At 70.4% G+C, this 21,480-nt stretch carries 19 protein-coding genes; 12 read left to right on the top strand and 7 right to left on the bottom strand.

Features of this window, described 5'->3' with window-relative positions; genetic code table 11:
• Nucleotides 1–77 precede the first annotated feature (77 nt).
• Entirely contained in the window at nt 78–1,955 is a 1,878-nt protein-coding gene (locus ACFYV1_RS30965; protein ID WP_389398932.1) for an ABC transporter ATP-binding protein, read from the bottom strand.
• A gap of 291 nt (nt 1,956–2,246) precedes the next feature.
• Between ACFYV1_RS30965 and ACFYV1_RS30960 the strand changes: the two genes are divergently transcribed.
• Genes ACFYV1_RS30960 through ACFYV1_RS30935 form a run of 6 tightly spaced genes read left to right on the top strand, consistent with a single transcriptional unit; the run spans nt 2,247 to nt 6,727 of the window.
• The gene (locus ACFYV1_RS30960) at nt 2,247–2,642 is read left to right on the top strand and encodes a hypothetical protein (RefSeq protein ID WP_389398931.1); all 396 of its coding nucleotides are present in this window, start codon (nt 2,247–2,249) and stop codon (nt 2,640–2,642) included.
• Nucleotides 2,639–3,004: a hypothetical protein gene (locus ACFYV1_RS30955; RefSeq protein ID WP_389398930.1), complete on the top strand. Its 366-nt coding sequence runs from the start codon at nt 2,639–2,641 to the stop codon at nt 3,002–3,004. The genes ACFYV1_RS30960 and ACFYV1_RS30955 overlap by 4 nt, the downstream gene beginning before the upstream one ends.
• A 55-nt stretch (nt 3,005–3,059) precedes the next feature.
• Nucleotides 3,060–4,001: an ABC transporter ATP-binding protein gene (locus ACFYV1_RS30950; protein ID WP_389398929.1), complete on the top strand. Its 942-nt coding sequence runs from the start codon at nt 3,060–3,062 to the stop codon at nt 3,999–4,001.
• On the top strand, nt 3,998–4,777 hold the full coding sequence (locus tag ACFYV1_RS30945; RefSeq protein WP_389398928.1) for an ABC transporter permease: 780 nt from the start codon (nt 3,998–4,000) through the stop codon (nt 4,775–4,777). Before ACFYV1_RS30950 ends, ACFYV1_RS30945 begins: the two co-directional genes overlap by 4 nt.
• A 32-nt stretch (nt 4,778–4,809) precedes the next feature.
• Nucleotides 4,810–6,084: a sensor histidine kinase gene (locus ACFYV1_RS30940; protein ID WP_389398927.1), complete on the top strand. Its 1,275-nt coding sequence runs from the start codon at nt 4,810–4,812 to the stop codon at nt 6,082–6,084.
• On the top strand, nt 6,077–6,727 hold the full coding sequence (locus ACFYV1_RS30935; RefSeq protein ID WP_389398926.1) for a response regulator: 651 nt from the start codon (nt 6,077–6,079) through the stop codon (nt 6,725–6,727). Before ACFYV1_RS30940 ends, ACFYV1_RS30935 begins: the two co-directional genes overlap by 8 nt.
• 18 nt (nt 6,728–6,745) lie before the next feature.
• Here ACFYV1_RS30935 and glgX read toward each other — a convergent pair whose 3' ends face one another.
• Nucleotides 6,746–9,064 carry a glycogen debranching protein GlgX gene (gene glgX / locus ACFYV1_RS30930; RefSeq protein ID WP_389398925.1) on the bottom strand — a complete coding sequence of 773 codons (2,319 nt, stop codon included), beginning with the start codon at nt 9,062–9,064 and terminating at the stop codon, nt 6,746–6,748.
• 196 nt (nt 9,065–9,260) lie between these two features.
• On the opposite strand from glgX, the gene ACFYV1_RS30925 reads away from it, so the two are divergent.
• From ACFYV1_RS30925 to ACFYV1_RS30905, 5 genes are all read left to right on the top strand, one after another.
• On the top strand, nt 9,261–10,487 hold the full coding sequence (locus tag ACFYV1_RS30925) for an Ig-like domain-containing protein (protein ID WP_389398924.1): 1,227 nt from the start codon (nt 9,261–9,263) through the stop codon (nt 10,485–10,487).
• Between the two features lie 170 nt (nt 10,488–10,657).
• A complete protein-coding gene (locus tag ACFYV1_RS30920; protein WP_389398923.1) occupies nt 10,658–11,905 on the top strand; it encodes an Ig-like domain-containing protein in 1,248 nt (415 codons plus the stop codon).
• 78 nt (nt 11,906–11,983) lie between these two features.
• The gene (locus tag ACFYV1_RS30915) at nt 11,984–12,751 is read left to right on the top strand and encodes an enoyl-CoA hydratase/isomerase family protein (RefSeq protein ID WP_389398922.1); all 768 of its coding nucleotides are present in this window, start codon (nt 11,984–11,986) and stop codon (nt 12,749–12,751) included.
• A gap of 275 nt (nt 12,752–13,026) precedes the next feature.
• Nucleotides 13,027–13,530, top strand: a complete 504-nt coding sequence (locus ACFYV1_RS30910) for an ATP-binding protein (protein WP_389398921.1) — start codon at nt 13,027–13,029, stop codon at nt 13,528–13,530.
• Between the two features lie 504 nt (nt 13,531–14,034).
• Nucleotides 14,035–14,646 carry an ADP-ribosyltransferase gene (locus tag ACFYV1_RS30905; protein ID WP_389398920.1) on the top strand — a complete coding sequence of 204 codons (612 nt, stop codon included), beginning with the start codon at nt 14,035–14,037 and terminating at the stop codon, nt 14,644–14,646.
• 18 nt (nt 14,647–14,664) lie between these two features.
• On the opposite strand, the gene ACFYV1_RS30900 is transcribed toward ACFYV1_RS30905, so the two are convergent.
• Nucleotides 14,665–15,312, bottom strand: coding sequence for a GNAT family N-acetyltransferase (locus ACFYV1_RS30900; RefSeq protein WP_389398919.1), 648 nt, complete (start codon nt 15,310–15,312; stop codon nt 14,665–14,667).
• A 114-nt stretch (nt 15,313–15,426) separates the two neighbouring features.
• Between ACFYV1_RS30900 and ACFYV1_RS30895 the strand changes: the two genes are divergently transcribed.
• Nucleotides 15,427–15,642, top strand: a complete 216-nt coding sequence (locus ACFYV1_RS30895; protein WP_389398918.1) for an EF-hand domain-containing protein — start codon at nt 15,427–15,429, stop codon at nt 15,640–15,642.
• Nucleotides 15,643–15,704: 62 nt separating this feature from the next.
• On the opposite strand, the gene ACFYV1_RS30890 is transcribed toward ACFYV1_RS30895, so the two are convergent.
• The 4 genes from ACFYV1_RS30890 to ACFYV1_RS30875 form a co-directional block, all read right to left on the bottom strand.
• Nucleotides 15,705–16,379 carry a hypothetical protein gene (locus ACFYV1_RS30890; RefSeq protein WP_389398917.1) on the bottom strand — a complete coding sequence of 225 codons (675 nt, stop codon included), beginning with the start codon at nt 16,377–16,379 and terminating at the stop codon, nt 15,705–15,707.
• A 55-nt stretch (nt 16,380–16,434) separates the two neighbouring features.
• Complete coding sequence (locus tag ACFYV1_RS30885) at nt 16,435–18,717, bottom strand: hypothetical protein (RefSeq protein WP_389398916.1); 2,283 nt, start codon at nt 18,715–18,717, stop codon at nt 16,435–16,437.
• Nucleotides 18,714–19,094 (bottom strand): hypothetical protein, encoded by a 381-nt coding sequence (locus ACFYV1_RS30880; protein WP_389398915.1) that lies wholly within the window; start codon nt 19,092–19,094, stop codon nt 18,714–18,716. The genes ACFYV1_RS30885 and ACFYV1_RS30880 overlap by 4 nt, the downstream gene beginning before the upstream one ends.
• A gap of 948 nt (nt 19,095–20,042) precedes the next feature.
• Nucleotides 20,043–21,413, bottom strand: a complete 1,371-nt coding sequence (locus ACFYV1_RS30875) for an L-serine ammonia-lyase (protein ID WP_389398914.1) — start codon at nt 21,411–21,413, stop codon at nt 20,043–20,045.
• Between the last annotated feature and the right edge of the window lie 67 nt (nt 21,414–21,480).

The raw sequence follows: 21,480 nt of genomic DNA, 5'->3' as shown, positions 1-21,480 counted from the left end.
CGCGACGTCCTGCGCAGCCGATGCCGCGAGGTCTTCAGCCGCCGATCCGCTTGCCGCGCCCGTCGTCGAACCCGTCGTCACTGTGCAGTCCTTTCGGTACGCGCGGACTCCGCCGCTTCCCGGCCGCCGGTCGGCGAGGGCGCCGCGCGACCGGGCCCGTCCACCGGTTCCACCGTGCCGTCGGGCCCGGCCGTGCCGGACATCAGCCATGCGTACTCCGCGTTGGTACGCAGCAGTTCCTGGTGGGTGCCCACCGCCGCGACGCGGCCCTCGGACAACAGCGCGACCCGGTCCGCGAGCATCACCGTCGACGGCCGGTGGGCCACCACCAGCGCGGTGGTGTCCGCCAGGACCCGGCGCAGCGCGGCCTCCACCAGAGCCTCCGTGTGCACGTCGAGCGCGGAGAGCGGGTCGTCCAGCACCAGGAAGCGCGGCCGGCCGACGACGGCGCGCGCCAGCGCGAGGCGCTGGCGCTGACCGCCGGACAGGCTCAGACCCTGCTCGCCGACCTGTGTGGCCGGGCCGTGCGGCAGAGCGTCCACGAACCCGGCCTGAGCGATGTCCAGGGCCCGGCGCAGCTCGGTGTCGTCGGCCTCGCCGCTGCCGCCCATGAGGACGTTCTCGCCGACGCTCGCGGAGAACAGCGTCGGCTCCTCGAAGGCGACCGACACCAGCTCCCGCAGCCGCTCGCGCGGCATGGCGGTGATGTCCTGCCCGTCGAGCGTGATCCGCCCACCGGTCGGCTCGTACAGCCGCGGTACGAGCGCGGTCAGCGTGGTCTTGCCGCTGCCCGTGGCCCCGACCAGCGCCATGGTCTCGCCGTGGCGCACGTGCAGGTCGATCCGGTCGAGGACGGGCGCGGACCCCGGGGACGCGTCCGGGTAGCGGAACTCGACGCCGTCGAAGCGCAGTCCGCCTGCGCCCTTGGACGGCGCGGCCGCACCGGCGTCGTACGTCTCCTGCTCCTCCTCGGCGTCCAGCACCTCGAAGTACCGGTCCGCCGCCGTCGCCGCCTCCTGGCTCATGGCCAGCAGGAAGCCGATCGACTCCACCGGCCAGCGCAGCGCCAGCGCCGTCGAGAGGAACGCCACGAGGGTGCCGGCGGAGAGGCCGCCGTCCGCGACCTGGATCGTGCCCAGCACCAGCGCCGCGCCGATGGCCAGCTCGGGGATGACCGTGATCAGGGCCCATACGCCGCCCAGCAGACGGGCCTTGACGAGTTCCGTGCCGCGCAGCCGCTCGGACAGACTTCGGAACGCCGCTGCCTGGGCGCGGTGCCGGCCGAAGCCCTTGATGATGCGGATGCCGAGGACGCTCTCCTCGACGACCGTCGTCAGATCGCCGACCTGGTCCTGCGCCTTACGGGCGACCAGGGAGTAGCGCGCCTCGAAGAGCGAACAGACGAAGACCAGTGGTACGACGGGGGCCAGCAGGACGAGACCGAGCGTCCACTCCTGACCGAGCAGGATGACGAACCCGACAAGGATCGTGGTGCCGTTGACGAGCAGGAAGGTCAGCGGGAACGCCAGGAACATCCTCAGCAGCATCAGGTCCGTGGTGCCGCGGGAGAGCAGTTGGCCGGAGGCCCACCGGTCGTGGAAGGCAACCGGAAGACGCTGCAGATGCCGGAACAGATCGGCCCGCATGGCCGCCTCCACGCCCGCCAGCGGACGGGCGACCAGCCACCGGCGGAAGCCGAACAGCACCGCCTCCGCGATGCCCAGCAGCAGCAGGACGAGCGCGCCGAACCAGACCCCGCCCGGATCGCCGCCGGCGACCGGTCCGTCCACGATCCACTTCAGGACCAGCGGGATGACGAGGCTGAGGCACGAGGCCACGATCGCGACGAGAGCCGCGCTGAACAGGCGCGCACGGACCGGGCGCACGTACGGCCACAGCCGCAGGAGCGAACTCACGGTGGACCGGTCCTTGGTATCCGAATGTGTTGTGGGCATCAGGTGCGAGCCTACGAGTCACCACTGACACCGCTCATGTGGTTTTCCGCCGGGCGGAGTACACCGGGACCGGTGGCGCCGCCGCCGGGGCGACCTGCCGCCGGGCCGGCGAGCCGGTACTTCCGAGGGAGCAGCACGGGCCCGGCGCCCCGTCCGGGCCGGCCTGGGCCGGACGGGAAACCTCGGCCGTCCGGGGGCCGTTGCGCGGCACCGCCGTACGACCGGCGGCGCAGTCCGGATGCCTTCCGCGGGGCGACGCCCGGAAGGGCAGCGGTCCCTAGCGTTCGGGGCATGAAGAAGAAACCCACCGCTGTGCGGTTCACCGTCGCAGCCCTGCTGGTCATGGCCTCCACCATCGTCCTCCAGACAGCCGGCGGCGCCGACTATCCCGTCGTCCCACCGGGGCTTGTGCTCCCCCTTGCCGCAGCGGCCCTGCTTGTTTGGCGGCCGGGCGTCTGGACGGAATCGTTCGCTCTGGCCAACGGCCTGTGGATCGGATTCGGCGCCCTGGTGGCCCCGGACGCGTGGGACAACCTCGCCTCCGGGAACTCCCTCGTGGTGGTGGCAACCGCCGTGGAACTCGTCATGCTCGTCCTCATCACCGCCGGCGCGACGTGGGCCCTGGTGCGGAGGTCCCGGACCGCCGGCGGCCGGCGTCGTGCCACAGCGACGGGAGACGGCCGGTGAACGCCCTTGCCGCTCGGCGCTCACCCGCTGCCCTCCTGGCCTGGTCCGGCATGCTCGCCGCCTCCGCGGGCGACTTCGCCCAGGGCTACGACGGCCCCGGCCCCTTCGTCTTCCTCGCCGTCGCACTCGCCGTGCTGCTCGTCCCACGGCGCCCCGTCCCCCTGCTCGCCTCCGCCGCGGCGGTCTTCTTCCTGGTGGGCGCCGCCGTCAACAGCCACGACGTCACCGCCACCCTGGAGACCGGCGGGCCTCTCGCGGTCACCGGTGTGGCGGTGCAACTCGCCGGGCTCGCGGCCGCCGCTGCCGCCGCGGTCCCCGCGGTGCGCGGACGCGGCGCTCCGGGAACGGCCCGGCGACCCTGACGGTCGCAGAGTCGTGTCAACCGATCGGCTGATGCGGGTCCGAGCGTGATGGGCGATGTGGCGGGCACCCGCCGCGCGGGAGCCTTCCCGTATGACGATCGTGGAAGTGAACGGGCTGCGGAAGTCCTACGACGGCAGGCTCGCTGTCGACGGGGTGAGTTTCGCGGTCGAGGAGGGCGAGATCTTCGGGATCCTCGGCCCGAACGGGGCGGGCAAGACGACCACCGTCGAATGCGTGGAGGGCCTGCGGACACCCGACTCGGGCACGGTCAGGGTCGCCGGTCTCGACCCGGTGGCAGACCATGAGCAGGTCACCCGGCTGCTCGGCGCACAACTCCAGGAGAGCGAGCTGCAGCCCAAGCTCACCGTGCGCGAGGCCCTCGAGCTGTACGCGTCCTTCCACGACCGGCCTGCCGACTGGCGGGCGCTGGCCGAGCGGCTCGGTCTGGAGACGGAGCTGGACACCCGCTTCGCGAAGCTCTCCGGCGGCCGGCAACAGCGGCTGTCCATCGCGCTGGCCCTCATCGGCAGCCCGCGGATCGTCGTCCTCGACGAGCTCACCACCGGACTCGACCCCAGGGCGCGCCGGGACACCTGGCGACTCGTCGAGGACGTACGCGAATCGGGCGTCACCGTGCTGCTCGTCACGCACTTCATGGAGGAGGCGCGGCGCCTCTGCGACCGGATCGCGGTCATCGACAAGGGCCGGGTCGCCGCGCTCGACACCCCGGCCGGGCTGATCGGCCGGTCCGCCGCGTCGGCGGTCATCTCCTTCACTCCCTCCGCCCCGCTCGACGAGCGGGAACTGGCCGCACTGCCGCAGGTGGCGTCCGTCGAGACCGGGGGCGGCCGGATCGTCGTCCAAGGCACCGACGAGACCGTCACCGCGGTGACCTCACTGCTGGCGAGGCTCGGCATCACCGCCCGTCAGCTCCGCGTGTCCGAGGCCACCTTGGACGACGCGTTCCTCGACCTCACGGAGGACAGCGCCCGATGACCACCACGACCACCCCTGTCCGCGGCTCCGCCTCCTCCGCCGCCTCCGTCACCGTACTGAGGACCGAGGCCCGGCTCTTCCTCCGGGAGCCCGGCTCGCTGTTCTGGATCCTGCTCTTCCCGACGCTGCTCATGACGATCCTGGGACTGATCCCGTCGTTCCGCGAGGCGTCCGACGACATCGGCGGCCGGCGCGTCATCGACCTCTATGTGCCGGTCGCCGTGCTCCTCGCCATGATCATGGCCGGGCTGCAGGCCATGCCGCCGGTCCTCACCGGCTACCGCGAGCGGGGCATCCTGCGCCGGATGTCGACAACCCCGGTGCGGCCGTCCGCCCTGCTCACCGCCCAGCTCGTCCTGCACGGCGCGGCGGCCGTCGCCTCCGCCCTCCTCGCCCTGGCCGTGGGCCGGATCGCGTTCGACGTGCCGCTGCCCGGGCAGCCCGCGGGCTATGTGCTCGCCATGCTGCTGACGACCGCCGGCGCGCTGGCGCTCGGCGCCACCGTCTGCGCCGTCTCCAGGACGCAGAAGATCGCCTCCGCGATCGGCTCGGTGATCTTCTTCCCGTCCATGTTCACCTCGGGAGTGTGGCTGCCCGTGCAGACCATGCCCGCGACCCTGCAGCACATCGTCGAGTTCACGCCCCTCGGCGCCGCGTCACAGGCCCTCGACGCGGCCGCGGCGGGCAGTTGGCCGGCCTGGGCCGATCTGGGCGTCACCGCGCTGTGGACGGTACTGCTCACCGCGGCGGCCGTCCGCCGGTTCCGCTGGCAGTGAGACCCGTGGCGGGAGCGGGTGACACTTGGCGCATGAAACTGTCCGGGACGGTGCCGAGGCCGGGAGCGGCCGTGCCGATTGAGGAGCGCTGGGCGCAGTTCTACCGCTACGGTCCCTACGCCCTCCTGGGCCTCGCCACCCTGGTCGCGGGCGCCGTCGCCGTCGAGTTCATGAACCGGGCCGAGATGTACGCCGCCGGGGTGCTGGTCGCCGCCGCGACGGTGCTCCAGGTGTGGTGGGGCACCCGGCAGCCGGACGCGGCCGAGTACGCCCCCGTCGGCCAGGTCTACTACGTTCTGCGGACGGTGCTCTCCTTCGCGCTCACCTGGCTGAACCCGCTCTTCTCCATCTACGCCGTCCTCGGCTACTTCGACTCCGGTCATCTGCTGCCCGCGCGCCGGGTGTACGCGGGGCTGCTGGCCACGGCCGTGACCATGGCCGGTTCGCAGGCCGGCGGTCTGCCGCCCGGCTCGGCGATGCACTGGGTCCTCTTCGCCGGCCTCTACGCCCTCAACGCATCCCTCTGCCTGCTCTTCGCCCGCCTCGGTGTCCGGGAGACGGAGCGGGCCAAGGAGCGCCTGGCCACCATCCAGGCGCTGGAGGACGCCAACGCCCGCCTGGAGCAGGCTCTCGGCGAGAACGCGGGACTGCACGCCCAACTGGTCCTCCAGGCCAGGGAGGCGGGCGTCGCCGACGAACGCCGCCGACTCGCAGCCGAGATCCACGACACCATCGCCCAGGGACTGGCCGGCATCATCACCCAGCTCCAGGTGGTCACCTCCACCGACGACCCGGAGCTGGCCGGGCAGCACCTCGCCAGCGCCGCCGCGCTCGCCCGGCACAGCCTCGGGGAGGCGCGGCGCTCGGTGCAGAACCTCTCACCGGCGGCCCTGGAGCACGCCACGCTCCCCAAGGCCCTCGAGAACACCGTCGCCGCATGGTCGGAACGCACCGGTGTGCGGGCCCGGTTCACCGTGACCGGCAGCGAGGAGCCGCTGCACGACGAGATCGCGGCCACCCTGCTCCGTATCGCGGAGGAGGCCCTCTCCAACACCGCCAGGCACGCGGCGGCGACCCGCGCCGGCGTCACCCTCTCCTACATGGGCGACGAGGTGACCCTCGACGTCCGCGACGACGGCCGCGGCTTCGATCCGCTTGCCGTGGCGCCGCGTTCCGGCACCGGCGGTTTCGGTCTCGACGGCATGCGGGCCCGTGCCGAACGGATCGCGGGCACGGTCGCCGTCGAATCCGAGGCCGGTCAGGGTGTGGCCGTGTCCGCTCGCGTACCGTTGGTGCGCCATGGCTGACGAGATGATCAGGACCATCACCGTGATCGTCGTGGACGACCACCCGGTCGTCCGGGACGGTCTGCGCGGCATGTTCGAGTCCGCGCCCGGCTTCCAGGTGCTCGGTGAGGCGGCCAACGGGGAGGCGGGAGTGGACCTCGCCGTCTCCCTCGACCCCGATGTCGTCCTCATGGACCTGCGCATGCCCGGCGGCGGGGGAGTGGCGGCGATCGCGGAACTGGCCCGCCGAGGGGCCCGCTCCAGGGTCCTGGTGCTCACCACGTACGACACCGACACGGACACGCTGCCCGCCATCGAGGCCGGTGCGACGGGCTACCTCCTCAAGGACGCGCCCCGCGACGAACTGTTCACCGCCGTACGGGCCGCGGCGGACGGCCGCACCGTGCTCTCGCCCGCGGTCGCCTCGCGCCTCGTCTCGCATGTCCGCAACCCCGTCGCACCGGGTGGCGAACCGCTGTCGGCCCGCGAGCGGGAGGTGCTGGAACTGGTCGCCAGGGGCACCTCGAACCGGGAGATCGCCCGCGAGCTCTTCATCAGCGAGGCCACGGTCAAGACCCACCTCACCCACATCTTCGCCAAACTCGGCGCCAAGGACCGCGCCGCCGCGGTGGCCCTCGCGTACGACCGCGGCATCCTCGGCTGACGGTGAGGAGGTGACCGTCTACGTCACGACCTTCAGCAGGAGCACGCACCGGGCCGGTACCCGCACCACCTCACCCCCCTCGTGGACCGAGCCCGGCGCCGCGGCCTGGTCCTCCAGGGAGGTGTCCACCACCAGCTCGTACGCCTCGGCCCACGGCGCCCCCGGCAGAAGGAAGTCCACGGGCTGCGCGCCCGCGTGCAGCACCGTCAGGAAGCTGTCGTCCGTCACCTGCGACCCGCGGGCGTCCCGGCCGGGGATGTCCCGGCCCGACAGGTAGAGGGCGAGCGTGGCCGAGGGGGCGTACCAGTCGCCTTCCGTCATCTCGCTGCCCCGTGGCGTGAACCAGGCGAGGTCCCGCAGACCGTCCGCCGCCTGCGGGCGGCCGGCGAAGAAGGCGCGCCTGCGCAGCACCGGATGGGTGTGGCGCAGTGTGAGCAGCCGCCGTGTGAGCTCCAGCAGACCGGCCGGGCCGGGCTCGTCGAGCAGTGACCAGTCGAGCCAGCTGACCTCGTTGTCCTGACAGTAGGCGTTGTTGCTGCCGCCCTGGGTCCGGCCCATCTCGTCGCCCGCGACGATCATCGGGACACCCGTCGACAGCAGCAGGGTGGTCAGCAGGTTGCGCAGCTGCCGGCGGCGCAGCGCGTTGATGTCCGGGTCGTCACTCTCGCCCTCCGCGCCGCAGTTCCAGGACCGGTTGTCGTTCGTCCCGTCGCGGTTGCCCTCGCCGTTGGCCTCGTTGTGCTTGCGCTCGTAACTGACGAGGTCGCGCAGGGTGAAGCCGTCGTGGGCGGTGATGAAGTTGATCGACGCGTACGGCCGCCGCCCACCCCAGGCGTACAGGTCGCTGGAGCCCGACAGCCGGTAGCCGAGATCGCGGACGTCGGGCAGGGCACCGCGCCAGAAGTCCCGTACGGCGTCCCGGTACCGGTCGTTCCACTCCGTCCACAGCGGTGGGAAGGCACCCACCTGGTAGCCCCCGCTGCCCACGTCCCACGGCTCCGCGATCAGCTTCACCCGGCGCAGCACCGGGTCCTGCGCGATGACGGCGAGGAAGGGGGACAGCATGTCGACGTCGTGCATCGAACGGGCCAGCGCGGCGGCCAGGTCGAAGCGGAAGCCGTCGACACCCATCTCGGTCACCCAGTAGCGCAGCGAGTCGGTGATCAGCCGCAGCACATGGGGTTGCACCACGTGCAACGTGTTGCCGCAGCCGGTGTAGTCCGCGTATCTGCGGGCGTCCTGCTGCAGGCGGTAGTAGCCGCGGTTGTCGATGCCGCGCAGCGACAGCATCGGCCCCAGCTCGCCCGCCTCCGCCGTGTGGTTGTAGACCACGTCGAGAATGACCTCGATCCCGGCGGCGTGCAGGGCCCGCACCATCCGCTTGAACTCACCGACCTGCCCGCCGGCGGTGCCCGACGCCGCGTACGCCGCGTGCGGGGCGAAGTAGCCGATGGAGTTGTAGCCCCAGTAGTTGCGCAGCCCTCGGCGCAGCAGATGGTCCTCGTGCGCGAACTGGTGCACCGGCAGCAGCTCGACCGCCGTCACGCCGAGCCGCACCAGGTGCTCGATCGCCGCCGGGTGGGCGAGCCCCGCGTACGTGCCGCGCAGTTCTCCGGGGATGTCCGGGTGCAGCCTGGTGAAACCGCGGACGTGCACTTCGTAGATGACCGAGTCCGCCCACGGCGTCTTGGGCCTGCGGTCGTCCATCCACTCGTCGCCGTCCGCGTCGTCGTGGACGACGACCCCCTTGGGCACGTACGGCGCCGAGTCGCGGTCGTCGCGCACCGTGTCGGCGACATGCTGTTCGGGCCAGTCGCGGACGTGCCCGTACACCTCGGGCGGCAGCGCGCCGTACTCGTCTCCGCCGGCGCCGTCTACCGCCCTCGCGTACGGATCGAGAAGCAGCTTCGCCGGATTCCAGCGCGCCCCGGTCCAGGGGTCCCACCGGCCGTGCACCCGGTAGCCGTAGCGCCGGCCAGGTCCGACGCCGGGCACGAAGCCGTGCCAGATCTCGTGGGTCAGTTCGGTGAGCGGCAGCCGGGTCTCCGCGCCCGACTCGTCGAAGAGGCACAGCTCCACCCCTTCCGCGCCGCCCGCCCACAGGGCGAAGTTGGTTCCCGCGACCCCGTCGGGGCCCTGCCGGTACCGCGCCCCCAGCGGAGTGGGGGCACCGGGCCACACCGGCGGCCTGTGCAACGGCGTCTCGGGCGCGGGGGACGACCCGTGCCCGCCGGTGTCCGGGGCCGGGCGGCGGGCGCCCGCCACCGCCGAACGGGTGCCGGGTGGTTCGCCCGGCACCTCCTCCCGCACCGTCTCCTGCTCGGCTGCGCTCGACACCTGCCGGCCTCCCGCGGCTCGTCGGGCCCTGCTGAAACCGTTGCCGGGCCCGGGGGCTCCGGTGGAGCCGGCTCGCGGCGTCCCGGCCGCGGTGCCCCACGCGTGGTCCTCCCACCATGTCTGCCCGCGCGGCCCCCGTCCCAACATCGCGCGCCGTTCACGTTGCCCCCGCAGGGTCGTCGTCGTTGTCCGGTACGTGAGACATGTACTGAAGCGGGCAGGACGCAGGGCCGGGGTCGCCCTGGCAGGAGCAGGACTGATCGCGGGGCTCGTCGGCTGCTCCGGCGGGACCCTCGGCATCGGCGACAAGCCGCGGTCGCAGAAGAGCACGATCCGCGTCACGCCCGACGACGGGGCGAAGCAGGTGCGCCCCGACGACACCGTGGAGGTGCGGCTGCCCAGCGGCCGGCTGGAGCGCGTGAAGGTGACCCGGATCGAGGACGCCACGAGGACCGAGGTCGAAGGGGAGATCTCCGACGACGGACTGCGCTGGCGGCCCAAGGACGGCAGCAGGCTGAAGCTCGCCGCGAAGTACAGCGTGGACGTGGTGGCACTGGACGGGCACGGCCGGCGGGCGGCCCGCCACACCACGTTCACGACCCTGGTGCCGGACAGCAGGTTCATCGGCTACTTCAAACCGGAGAACCGCTCGACCGTCGGCACCGGAATGATCGTTTCCTTCGCCTTCAACCGGAAGATCGAGAACCGGGCGGCCGTCGAGCGTGCCATTCGCGTCAGTTCACAGCCGCCGGTGGAGGTTGTGGGTCACTGGTTCGGCAAGGAGCGGCTCGACTTCCGGCCCCGTACCTACTGGAAGCCGGGCACCGAGGTCACCGTCGACATGCGGCTGCGCGACGTCGAGGCGGCGCCGGAGGTGTACGGCATCCAGCACAAGACGGTCTCCTTCACGGTCGGCCGGTCCCAGGTTTCCACCGTCGACGCGGCGGCGCACACCATGAAGGTCGTACGTGACGGCCGGCTGCTGGCGACCGTGCCGATCACCGCGGGCGCGCCCAAGTCGACGACGTACAACGGCAGGATGGTGGTCACGGAGATGTACGACGTGACCCGGATGAACGGCGCGACCGTCGGCTTCACCAGGAAGGACGGCAAGGGCGAGTACGACATCAAAGACGTGCCCCACGCGATCCGGCTGACCACGTCGGGCACGTTCCTGCACGGCAACTACTGGGCCACGCCCGACACCTTCGGCTCGGCGAACGTCTCGCACGGCTGCGTCGGCCTGCGGGACGACAAGGGCGGCAGCAGCGAGTCTCCGGCCGGCTGGTTCTTCGACCGCACGCTGATCGGGGACGTGGTCGAGGTAGTCGGCTCCAAGGACAGGACGGTCGCTCCCGACAACGGGCTGGGCGGCTGGAACCTGGACTGGCAGCGCTGGAAGGCGGGTTCCGCGCTGAGGTAGCGAACGCCTCGCCGGCCTGGCGCTTCTTCCCTGCCGGGTTGGGACCGAACGGTGACATTCAGGTGCACATTTGACGACCTGCGGTGTGATTGTCTGTCGCCGTGCGCGCGTGAGGCGCGCGGGGGTGCGGGCCGTGGCGTCACCAGGCCGTGCGAGGGGAGAACAACACTGTGAACGGGCAGCCGATATCGGGTGCATCGGCCAGAACCGGACGCGGGCGCGGGGGCGCCGTGCTGTCTGCTCTGGTGATGGGGGCGATGCTGGTACTGACGGCCTGCGGGGGCGGGGGCTCCGGCAAGGGCGGCGGCGCGGACGCGGATCGCAAGGACGGTGGCGGGAAGGTCGAGAACGCGGCCTCCCAGGCGGTGGTGACCATCACGCCCAAGGACGGTGCCGATGCCGTCGCCACCAGCGGCGCGCTGAAGGTGACCGCGGCCAAGGGCAGGCTGACCACGGTCACGGTGCAGGACGACAAGGGCACGAAGATCGAGGGCGAACTGTCCGCCGACGGGGCGAGCTGGGAGCCGCTGCACCATCTGGCGGGCTCCACCCGGTACAAGGTGCACGCCGTCGCCAAGGACGCGGACGGCCGGGAGTCGGCCCGTGACACCGCCTTCACCACGCTGACGCCCAAGAACACCTTCATCGGCCACTACACGCCCGAGCACGGCTCCACCGTCGGCGTCGGCATGCCCGTCTCGATCAACTTCACCCGCGGCATCACGGAGCCGGAAGCCGTGGAGAAGGCCATCACGGTGACCGCGGAGCCGTCGGTACCGGTCGAGGGCCACTGGTTCGGCAACGACCGCCTCGACTTCCGCCCCGAGCAGTACTGGGCCGCCGGCACCAAGGTGACCGTCAAGCTCAATCTGGACGGCGTCGAGGGCCGGCCCGGCGTCTACGGCACGCAGGCCAAGAGCTTCTCGTTCACCATCGGCCGCAGCCAGGTGGCCACCGTCGACGCGAGCGCCCACACCATGAAGGTCGTGCGCGACGGCAAGGAGATCAAGAACATCCCGATCACCGCGGGCGCGCCCTCCACCACCACGTACAACGGGCAGATGGTCATCAGCGAGAAGTACAAGGTGACCCGGATGAACGGCGCAACCGTCGGCTTCGGCGGCGAGTACGACATCAAGGACGTGCCGCACGCCATGCGGCTGTCCACCTCCGGCACGTTCATCCACGGCAACTACTGGGCCTCGCCGGGGACGTTCGGCTCGGCGAACGTCAGCCACGGGTGCGTCGGGCTGCGCGACGTGCGCGGCGCCTACGACAAGAACACCCCGTCCGCCTGGTTCTACAACAACTCGATCATCGGCGACGTGGTGATCGTGAAGAACTCGAAGGACAAGCAGATCGCTCCGGACAACGGCCTCAACGGCTGGAACATGTCCTGGTCGGAGTGGACGAAGTAGCACGCCCCGCAGACGGGCCCGGTGCTGTGAGCAACAGCACCGGGCCCGCTCGCGTTAACGCGGACTAACCTTCGCCCCATGACCGTTTCTCTCGAAGTCTCCGAAGGCGTCGGCACCATCAGGCTCGACCGCCCCCCGATGAACGCCCTCGACATCGCCGTCCAGGACCGCCTGCGTGAGCTCGCGGAAGAGGCCACGCGCCGCGAGGACGTACGGGCCGTCATCCTCTACGGCGGTGAGAAGGTGTTCGCCGCCGGCGCGGACATCAAGGAGATGCAGGCCATGGACCACACGGCGATGATCGTGCGCTCCCGTGCCCTGCAGGAGTCCTTCACGGCCGTCGCCCGGATCCCGAAGCCCGTCGTCGCCGCGGTCACCGGATACGCCCTCGGCGGCGGCTGCGAGCTCGCGCTGTGCGCCGACTACCGGATCGCCGCGGACAACGCCAAGCTCGGCCAGCCCGAAATCCTGCTGGGCCTGATTCCCGGCGCGGGCGGCACCCAGCGGCTCTCCCGGCTGATCGGCCCCTCCCGCGCCAAGGACCTGATCTTCACGGGCCGCATGGTGAAGGCGGACGAAGCGCTCTCCCTCGGCCTGGTGGACCGGATCGTCCCCGCCGCGGAGGTCTACGAGCAGGCGCGTGCCTGGGCGGCGGCGCTGGCGAAGGGACCGGCGCTGGCCTTGCGCGCGGCGAAGGAATCGGTGGACGCCGGGCTCGAGACCGACATCGAGACGGGACTTGCGGTGGAACGGAACTGGTTCGCGGGCCTGTTCGCCACCGAGGACCGCGAGCGCGGCATGCGCAGCTTCGTCGAGGAAGGCCCGGGGAAGGCCCAGTTCCTCTGACCGAGGGGCCGTCGGACGCCTCCCGAATCGGCCGCGGCAATGCGTCAATCGCATGAACCGACGGGTCCGACCTTGGGGAAACCATCGGGCCCAGTGCACCCGCCGAGCGCCCCGTGTCATCCGTAAGTGTGGCATCGGCGCAGCTCAGATGGGGTATCAAAGATCGCATGGGGCCAGAGTCATATGCCGATCGATCCCCCCGGAGTGTCTCATTCCGGGGGGCTTCTTCCTCAGGAACACCCACATGGACGGACGGTAGCGGCCATGATGGAGACATGGCGGGCCTCGAAGGTGTGGGACAACCGCGGCAGCGTGCCGGCGCGACCGCCGCACGGTGGGTACCTGCCGCCGATGACGAACAGGCGCTCAAGGCGATCGAGTTGTTCGGCAGTCCCGCCGACGCCGAAGTGCGGCTGCCGTCCCGCCCCGAGTCCGCCGCCACAGCGCGCAGGCTCACCCAGTGCGTGGTGCTGCGTCAGTGGTCGCTGCCCGCGCAGACCGGTGAGCACGCGGTGCTGCTCGTCTCCGAACTGGTCGGCAACGCGGTGCGCCACACCGGTGCCCGGGTCTTCGGTTTACGGATGCTGCGCCGCCGCGGCTGGATCCGTATCGAGGTGCGTGATCCCTCGCGCGGCCTGCCCTGTCTGATGCCCGTCACCGAGTTGGACACCAGCGGCCGCGGCCTCTTCCTCGTCGACAAGCTCGCCGACCGCTGGGGTGTCGACCTGCTGCCGCGCGGCAAGACCACCTGGTTCGAGATGCGTGTCACCGACCGCTGAAGCCGACCTTTGCCGCGCCGGCCCGTGACGCCGGTGGGTGACGTGTGGACGCACAGAAGCCCCCTGGCGCCGGGATGACGGCGCGGCGGGGGCTTCTGTGTGGAGCGCCGTGGATCGGGGGGGTGTATCCACGGCGGTTCGTGACGACCTGGCCCGGGTCAATGGAGGTCGTGTCGTCGACTATGACAGACGGACGCCTCATCTCCAAATTCTCTTAATAGGGCAATTTATCACCAAAGGTGCATTGGTCTGGGGAATCATAGGTGAAGTGGCCCACCTACCTGGCATTCAATGCATAAATATCCCGACGCGGGAGTGATTCCATACGATGCTGAGCGTGTTGATCCACGTCGATCCGATCCACGTCGATCCGATCCGCGTCGATCCGCGCCGGGCCGCGCGTGGCGCGGTGCTCCGGCCCCCGCCGTCATGACGCCGCCCAACTCGCCCACCTGCGGGTGACGATGCACGGTCCGGCCCAGCCGCGGCGGGAGGGTGAGTGCCATGATCATCACTCGCCTGCGGCGGCGGGCCGCCGTGCTCGTGCTCGCCCTGGCCGCCACCCTCGTCCCGGCCGCCGCCCCGACCGCCGCCGCCCCTGCTCCCGCCACCTCTTCCCTCGCCGCCGCGGTCGCGTGTCCGGTTTCCGCGGACCCGCTCCATGCCGCCGCCGATCGCAGTGTCGACATCGACAGGGTCACACCGGCACCGTCGTACCGCACCAACTGCAAGCAGCTGTACCGGGCCGACGGGCGCGGCCCGGAAGTCGTCTTCGATCAGGGCTTCCACCCCAAGGCGCCGCAGAACGGCCAGTACGACCTCGAGAAGTACGTCCTCGTCAACCAGCCGTCGCCGTTCGTCTCCACCACCTACGACCACGACCTCTACAAGCAGTGGAAGAGCACCTGGAACTACTACATCGACGCCCCGGGCGGCATCGACGTCAACAAGACCATCGGCGACACCCACAAGTGGGCGGAGCAGGCCGAGGTCGCCTTCCCCGGTGGTATCGCGAGGGACTTCATCGTCGGGGCCTGCCCGATCGACGTGAAGACCAAGCGCGAGATCATGAGCGAGTGCCAGGACAACCCGAACTACCTGCCCTGGCGGCTGTGACCGCGTTGGGAGCCCGCGTCAGCGGGCCATGAGGACCGCCTCGGAGGCCACCGGCCGGTAGCCGGCCCGCTGGAACGCCCGCACACTGCGCGCGTTGCCCGGCGACTGCTGGGACCACAGCACGGGGCCCGGGGCCAGGCACCGGGCCGCAAGCGCGAGACGCGGCCCGAGGCCCCGGCCGCGTGCCTTCTCCTCGACCTCGATCGACACCTCCCACCGGCCGGCCAGTCCGCGGCCCAGAACCAGCACCCCGCCGTCCGCCGCCGCCCACACCCGCACCTCGTCGCGGCGCTTCAACGCGGCCGCGACCCGCGGGTGTTCACGGTCCTCGATCTCCCGGAGGCCGAGCCCGGGCTCCGGCTCGCCGGACAGGGCATCGGACACCGTCACCAGATCGATGGTGTCCATCGAGCGGCCGGTACGGGCCATCAGCGCGGACAGGAAAACGGGGTTCATCGTGGCGGCCAGCCGATCGGAGTCCGTGGCGGCCAACTCCGCCCGTACCCATGCCGGATCCTCGGCGGTGAAGACGACCGAGTGCGCCGTGAAGGCCACCACGCCCTCTTCTCGGGAGCCGGGCCGTCCCAGCACCGTCACCCCGCCGTCCGGCGGAGGGAACCGCCCCTGTGCCGCGTCCGCCAGGATCCCCGCCAACTCGTCGCTCATCACACGCCTCCCCGATGTGCGTACCCGCCTCGCCTCCATGATCGAGTATGCGGGCCGATAATCTGACCTCGTCAGTACATGCACCACGTACACGCATCAAGAAGGGGTGGACCTGTGGCGGACATCGAGGCAGCACGCAAGGCGTTCGACCGTTACGACGCGGACGGCGACGGCTTCATCACGGCGGCCGAGTACAAGACCGCGATGGCTCAGATGGGCGACTGGAACGTCACCGAGTCGGTGGCCGAGGCCGTGATCGCCGCACAGGACACCGACAAGGACAAGCTCCTGTCGTTCGACGAGTTCTGGGCCCACGTCAGCAAGGCCTGAGCCGGCGGACATGCGCGTCGGCCCCGGCACGACCGCCGGGGCCGACGCGGTCCGTCCACAGGCTACGTCCCCTCCGCTTTTGCTTCGCCGACGAAGTCCTTCTCCATCTCCTCCAACGAGGAGGGCGGCATGCGGTAGTCGGACGCCGGTGCGGGTTTTGGCAACTGTGCCGGGATGCCGGCCTCGTCGAGACAGCCCGCCTTCTCGGCCATGATCCGGGTCGCGGAGTGCAGAAGCACCATGAGCGCCCGGCTGCGTTCCGGCTCCGGCAACTGTGGTACCGCGTCGCCGTAGTAGTCGTCGTGTGCTCCGGCGTGGCCCGCGATCACCGGGGGAGCGTCCCTGGACAGACCGCTCCTGCAGGGAAAGACGATGTGGGCTTCGCCGCCGCCCGCATGACCGAACAGCCCCATGCGGTAATGGCTGTCGTGTGGTTCGAGCTCCTTCGGCCAGGTTCGATATGTGCCGTAGCGCATGAACTGAATCCCTACGAGGCTCTTCTCCTTGCCGTCCTCCAGGGTGGAGATCACGCAGACGGTCGTGCCGGACGAAGGCACGTCCTTCCCTGTCCGGAGACGGTCGACCGCATTCTCATAGCCCATGCCGCTCTCCTCGTACCGGTCGTGAAGGCTCAGCCTGTCGAGCGCCTCTTGGGCACGGGCGGACAAGGAGGACTGGCACAGCTCGCCGGTGGGCACACCCTTCGGCGCGTCGGCGGAGCACGATGTCAGCACCATTGTGGCGCAGAGTGCCGCCGGCAGTGCCGTGCGGCGGAGCACGCCGGCCCGTCGCTCACCCCGTGTAGGGCGGGTGGCCTCGCTGGGCGCTTTCCTGGGCGCCGGTGCCGTAGTTGTTCTTGAGGTGGTCGATGAGGTTACCCATGGCGTCGGGTTCACTGCCGTGCCCTTCGAAGTACTGCGCGGCCGTCGCGCCCAGTTGATTCTCACCTGCGATGAAGAACTCCCTTGAATCCACCGGCGGGGGTTGTTCCGGGCCACCGAACACCGCGTCATTGTGGAACAACTTGGCGAATTCGGTGCCCGCACCCATGGCGATGGGGACGAGCATTCCCCAGGGGCCCGCTTTGCCGACAACGCCGACGATCCCGGCCGCAAGGGCGGGAGAAGCTCCGCTGTAGCCGACGCGCGTCCAGTTGGACGATTCCTGGAACGAACGCTGTGCGCCGGCGCTGTCGTGTGCGAAGTCGGCCTCGATCTGCGCGACGCGGGCGTGGTCGAGAATGCCGCGGGCCTCGGCCTCGGTGAGCAGTGCCCGACGGGCGTTGGCGTAGTCGTCCGCGCTGTCGCCCGGTGGATGCTGCGCGATCCGGTCGAGGGTGTAGAGATGCTCGGCCTGGTTCATGATGCCGTGTGAGATCTCGTTCTGGCCGAGGACGCTGAGGAAAGGGGCAGCTCCGTTACGGCCGAAGTCGGCGCGTGGTTCGTAGGCCGGAGGGAAAGCCCACTTGTTCTGATTTCGCTCTTCCACGCCGAAGCCCGAGAGCCCGTAGTTGAGGTCGTCCACGTACGCCCCGCCCATCGCCCCCAGCGCGCCGGCGATCCCCGGCTGGTCGTGGAGAAGCCGGGGACCGTTCTCGCCGCCGTAGAGGGCGACCACCTGCTCCATCACGTCGGCGGTGGCCCCCGTTCTGCGGTCGCCGCCGTGGCTGAAGATCTCAGGGTCCTTGCCACTCAGCTCCTCGGCGTCCCAGGCGTAGCCGGTCGTCGCAGCCGTCAGCGCGTGGCCGAGCGCCTCGTGTCCGGGCAGATCCCGGGGACCGCCGGTGTAGCCGTCGAAGATCCAGTTGCGGTCCTGTGCGAGGTAGTCGAGACGAGCGTTGGTCCCGCCTGCCGACGGTGGTTCGAAGAACTCGGTCGCGGCCGCCGGGTTGTGGCCCAGACCTTCGAGGAAGCCGGTCATCGGGTCCTGGCCGTTGTCGTCCCGCCTGCCGATGAGGTTGAGCGAGTCGATATCGGCGCTGTTGGACCAGTAGGCGAGGCCGTCACGGGTGTTCTGCCCCCGGTCCCATGCCACGAGCTTGTCGCCGTACCGGTTGAGGAACTCCGCGTCGTAACTGCCGGAGCGCATCAGGTTGCTCATGACCTGGAAGCCGTACGGGTGCGTGCGGGCCCCGGTGTCCAGCCGCTCCGGACCGGTGCGGATGATCTCGTCCTTCCACGCGCGCATCTCCGGGCTGTCGGAGTGCGACGCGGTGGCCAGCGTGGTGCCGAGACTCTCCTGCAGGCTCTTCGCCGACTTCCACCACGACTTCTCGTTTATGTTCGTGCCCGGGTGGAGCTCGTTGCGCGGATGGGTGGCGTTGTACCAGAGGCGGAGCGTCCTCTCCGGCCCCAGCCGGGTGGCGAACTCTTCGGCGAAAGCGGGGTCATGGCTGTGTCGGGCCATCACGAGCGCCAGCCGGCTCAGTTGGTCGGAGGACAGGGTGCCGTTCTCGAGGCCCGCCAGGTCCAGCGCTGTACGAAGATCCCGGGCAGTCGCTTCGCGGGCCTGGGTCAGACTGGCGTAGGCGCCGTCGTTGAAGCCGCGGGCCGTGCCGTTCACATCTGTCGTCAGAGCCTGGGAGAGGGCGCTGTCGGCCCGGTCCGCAAGCTCGACGGCGTGGCTCGTGCGCTGCCGGTAGTACGCGAAGGTCTCCTGGTACGTCTTGGCGAGGCGGGCCCCGTCGCCGTCCTCGGCGGTGGTCAGGTCCACGTAGACGGAGCCGTCGTGTTTGTTGAGCCGCAGGTGCGGGTGGCCCTCCAGTTCCGTCTCGATGTCCTGGAGCGCCTTCTTCGCCGCCTGGAAGTCCTCCAGACCCTGCCGGAGGACCTTGTGCACCCGGCGGGACTCGTCGGCAGCCGCCTGGATCTGCTCCTGGACCTTGCGGAACCTCGCCATCGCCGCGTCGGCGGCCTCGCCCTGCCAGTCGGAGTCTGCCAGTCCCTTGGTGACGTCGGTGCCGAAGTGCACTCCGATCTGCTGGAACTTCCCCGGTGCGACGTTCCACTTGACCACCGCTTCGCCGAGGGGTCCCAGGTCGGCGTTCCGAATGTCCGTATAACCGAGACCGGTCACGGCTGCATCGCCCCGTTCTGCGCGGGGGTCCTCACGCCGGCGGCGGCCTGCCCCTGCTTCGTGTCCTCCGTCGTGAAGGTCTCGGAGGCGGCCTGCAGGGCACCGGCCGTACCGGTGAACAGCTCCTTGACGTACGACATCTGGCCCCGCCAGCGCTCCAGGAACGTGTCGATCGCGGTGTTCGTGGCGAAGCCCTTGAGGGTTCCGGAAACCTGCCCGGTCTCGAGCACGACCTCGTCGTCGGCCTTCAGGAACTGTCCGCGAACGTTCTCTGCCTTACCGGCGCGTTCCCTCAGCACCGACGCCGTGACCTTGAGCTTCGGCCCTGGAGCGGGACCGGCCGGCCCGTACGGGCTGTCGGCGTGATTGAGCGACATGCTTGCGAACGCCGACGGTCGCCCGGCGGTGCCGAGCGACTCCGCTTCCCCTGATGACGCCACGTTGACCGCCTCCCCGCACGGCGAAGGGTTCGCCGCCGCGTGCACGGAAAGCTAGTGAACGAACAGCAACGGAAGGTGACGTACCGGAGGCCATTCGGTGGGGGGACGCGACAGCCGTGCCGTGGCCTCACCCGGCGCCATTCGTCGGTGGGGCGGCGAAGGGACTGGTTTCTCCTGCTCCAGTGCTCGTACCCGCGGCCCAGGACGGAAGCAGCAGCACATTCGCCGGCAGCGCGGCAGTCCGGCCTCCCCATTCGCTGATGCCGGTGCCGCCCCGGGGAACTCGGCTCGCCGCCAGACACTGCGCGGCCTGGCTGAAGGTGAATGCCCCGGCCTCGTACGCCTCTCTGCTGCCACCCGCCCCGGAGCAGGCCATTGAGGCTGCGGACGCCCAGTTGAGGCATCACCTCGACTTCGGTCGTCCCGGTGAGCTGGGCGATCTCTGGCGGCTGTGTGAGGGGGTGGAACACCAGTACATCGAGGCCGATGAGGAAGAGGGCGAGGTCGTATCGGGGGCGTTCCTGCCGGGCGGGGCCCTGCTCGGCTCCGCGGATGCGCTCTGGCTGCGGCTGCCCGACATGAGCCGCAGGGACTGGTGGGGCGCCGCGGTGGTTCCGTGGCTGACCGGCGACCAAACGGGCCACGAGTCCGGTCACTACGTGGGCGCGAACGGCGTCGGCCACTGGTCGCTGCCGACAATCTGGCCTGCGACAAGCCGGGCTGGTTGCGGATACGTTGACCGCCCGCAAGGAGCCCCCGGAGCAGGGACATTCCCAGGGACTTTCACGTCTGTCCCAGGGCGTCTCCAGAGACTTTCCGCCGCGTGGGCAGGGGAGGCCCTGACAGCGCTGATGGAAACAAATGCGCCGGTCAGGGCCTACACGCTCAGCACTCGATAATGTTCACCGCGAGGCCGCCGCGAGCGGTCTCCTTGTACTTCACCGACATGTCCGCGCCGGTCTCCTTCATGGTCTTGATGACCTTGTCCAGCGAGACCTTGTGGCTGCCGTCGCCGCGCATCGCCATCCGGGCCGCGGTGACGGCCTTGACCGCCGCCATGCCGTTCCGCTCGATGCACGGGATCTGGACCAGGCCGCCGACCGGGTCGCAGGTGAGGCCCAGGTTGTGCTCCATGCCGATCTCGGCGGCGTTCTCGACCTGCTCCGGGGAGCCCCCGAGGACCTCGGCGAGCGCGCCGGCCGCCATTGAGCAGGCGGAGCCGACCTCGCCCTGGCAGCCGACCTCGGCGCCGGAGATGGAGGCGTTCTCCTTGAAGAGCATGCCGATCGCGCCCGCGGCGAGCAGGAAGTCGACGATGCCCTCCTCGTCGGCGCCGGGGACGAAGTTCATGTAGTAGTGCAGGACGGCGGGGATGATGCCCGCGGCGCCGTTGGTGGGGGCGGTGACGACCCGGCCGCCGGCGGCGTTCTCCTCGTTCACGGCCATCGCGTAGAGCGTGATCCACTCCATGGAGAGCGCCAGCGGGTCGCCCTCGGAGCGCAGCTTGCGCGCGGTGGTGGCGGCACGGCGGCGGACCTTGAGGCCGCCCGGCAGGATGCCCTCGCGGGACATGCCGCGGGAGACGCACGCCTGCATGACCCGCCAGATCTCCAGCAGGCCCTCGCGGATCTCGTCCTCGGTGCGCCAGGCCTTCTCGTTCTCGAGCATCAGCGCGGAGATCGACAGGCCGGTCTCACGGGTGAGGCGAAGCAGCTCGTCGCCGGTGCGGAAGGGGTGCTTGAGGACCGTGTCCTCGGGAACGATCGGGTTGTCGCCCGCGACCGCGTCCTCGTCCACGACGAAGCCGCCGCCGACCGAGTAGTACGTCTTCTCCAGCAGCGTGGTGCCCTCGGCGTCGCGGGCCAGCACCGTCATGCCGTTGGCGTGGTACGGCAGGGCCTTGCGGCGGTGCAGGACCAGGTCCTTGTCGAAGTCGAAGCCGATCTCGTGGGCGCCGAGGAGGTTGATCCGCTTGTCGGTCTTGATCCGCTCGACCTGCTCGTCCGCGGTCTCGACGTCGACGGTTCGCGGAGAGTTGCCCTCCAGGCCCAGCAGGACGGCCTTCGGCGTGCCGTGGCCGTGGCCGGTCGCGCCCAGGGAGCCGTACAGCTCGGCCCGTATCGAGGCGGTGTGGGCGAGCAGGCCCTCGTTCTTCAGGCGCCGGGCGAACATCGCGGCGGCGCGCATCGGGCCCACGGTGTGGGAGCTGGAGGGGCCGATGCCGATCGAGAACAGGTCGAAGACCGAAATGGCCACGGAGAACTCCTTGTGGGTGGTAGACGCCGTTGTCTGCCGGGTGGAGCAGCGGCGCGAAGCGCCTCGT

The sequence above is a fragment of the Streptomyces sp. NPDC003023 genome (genome assembly GCF_042888225.1).
GTDB lineage: Bacteria > Actinomycetota > Actinomycetes > Streptomycetales > Streptomycetaceae > Streptomyces.
The sequence above is the reverse complement of the archived record's forward strand: the minus strand, read 5'-3'. Positions and strand labels throughout refer to the sequence as shown.

Excerpts from the sequence above, each read along its gene's own strand:
- ACFYV1_RS30965 (WP_389398932.1), bottom strand. The coding sequence starts at position 1,955 with ATGCCCACAACACATTCGGATACCAAGGACCGGTCCACCGTGAGTTCG.
- ACFYV1_RS30960 (WP_389398931.1), top strand. The coding sequence starts at position 2,247 with ATGAAGAAGAAACCCACCGCTGTGCGGTTCACCGTCGCAGCCCTGCTG.
- ACFYV1_RS30950 (WP_389398929.1), top strand. The coding sequence starts at position 3,060 with ATGTGGCGGGCACCCGCCGCGCGGGAGCCTTCCCGTATGACGATCGTG.
- ACFYV1_RS30945 (WP_389398928.1), top strand. The coding sequence starts at position 3,998 with ATGACCACCACGACCACCCCTGTCCGCGGCTCCGCCTCCTCCGCCGCC.
- ACFYV1_RS30940 (WP_389398927.1), top strand. The coding sequence starts at position 4,810 with ATGAAACTGTCCGGGACGGTGCCGAGGCCGGGAGCGGCCGTGCCGATT.
- ACFYV1_RS30935 (WP_389398926.1), top strand. The coding sequence starts at position 6,077 with ATGGCTGACGAGATGATCAGGACCATCACCGTGATCGTCGTGGACGAC.
- ACFYV1_RS30915 (WP_389398922.1), top strand. The coding sequence starts at position 11,984 with ATGACCGTTTCTCTCGAAGTCTCCGAAGGCGTCGGCACCATCAGGCTC.
- ACFYV1_RS30910 (WP_389398921.1), top strand. The coding sequence starts at position 13,027 with ATGGCGGGCCTCGAAGGTGTGGGACAACCGCGGCAGCGTGCCGGCGCG.
- ACFYV1_RS30905 (WP_389398920.1), top strand. The coding sequence starts at position 14,035 with ATGATCATCACTCGCCTGCGGCGGCGGGCCGCCGTGCTCGTGCTCGCC.
- ACFYV1_RS30900 (WP_389398919.1), bottom strand. The coding sequence starts at position 15,312 with ATGAGCGACGAGTTGGCGGGGATCCTGGCGGACGCGGCACAGGGGCGG.
- ACFYV1_RS30890 (WP_389398917.1), bottom strand. The coding sequence starts at position 16,379 with ATGGTGCTGACATCGTGCTCCGCCGACGCGCCGAAGGGTGTGCCCACC.
- ACFYV1_RS30880 (WP_389398915.1), bottom strand. The coding sequence starts at position 19,094 with ATGTCGCTCAATCACGCCGACAGCCCGTACGGGCCGGCCGGTCCCGCT.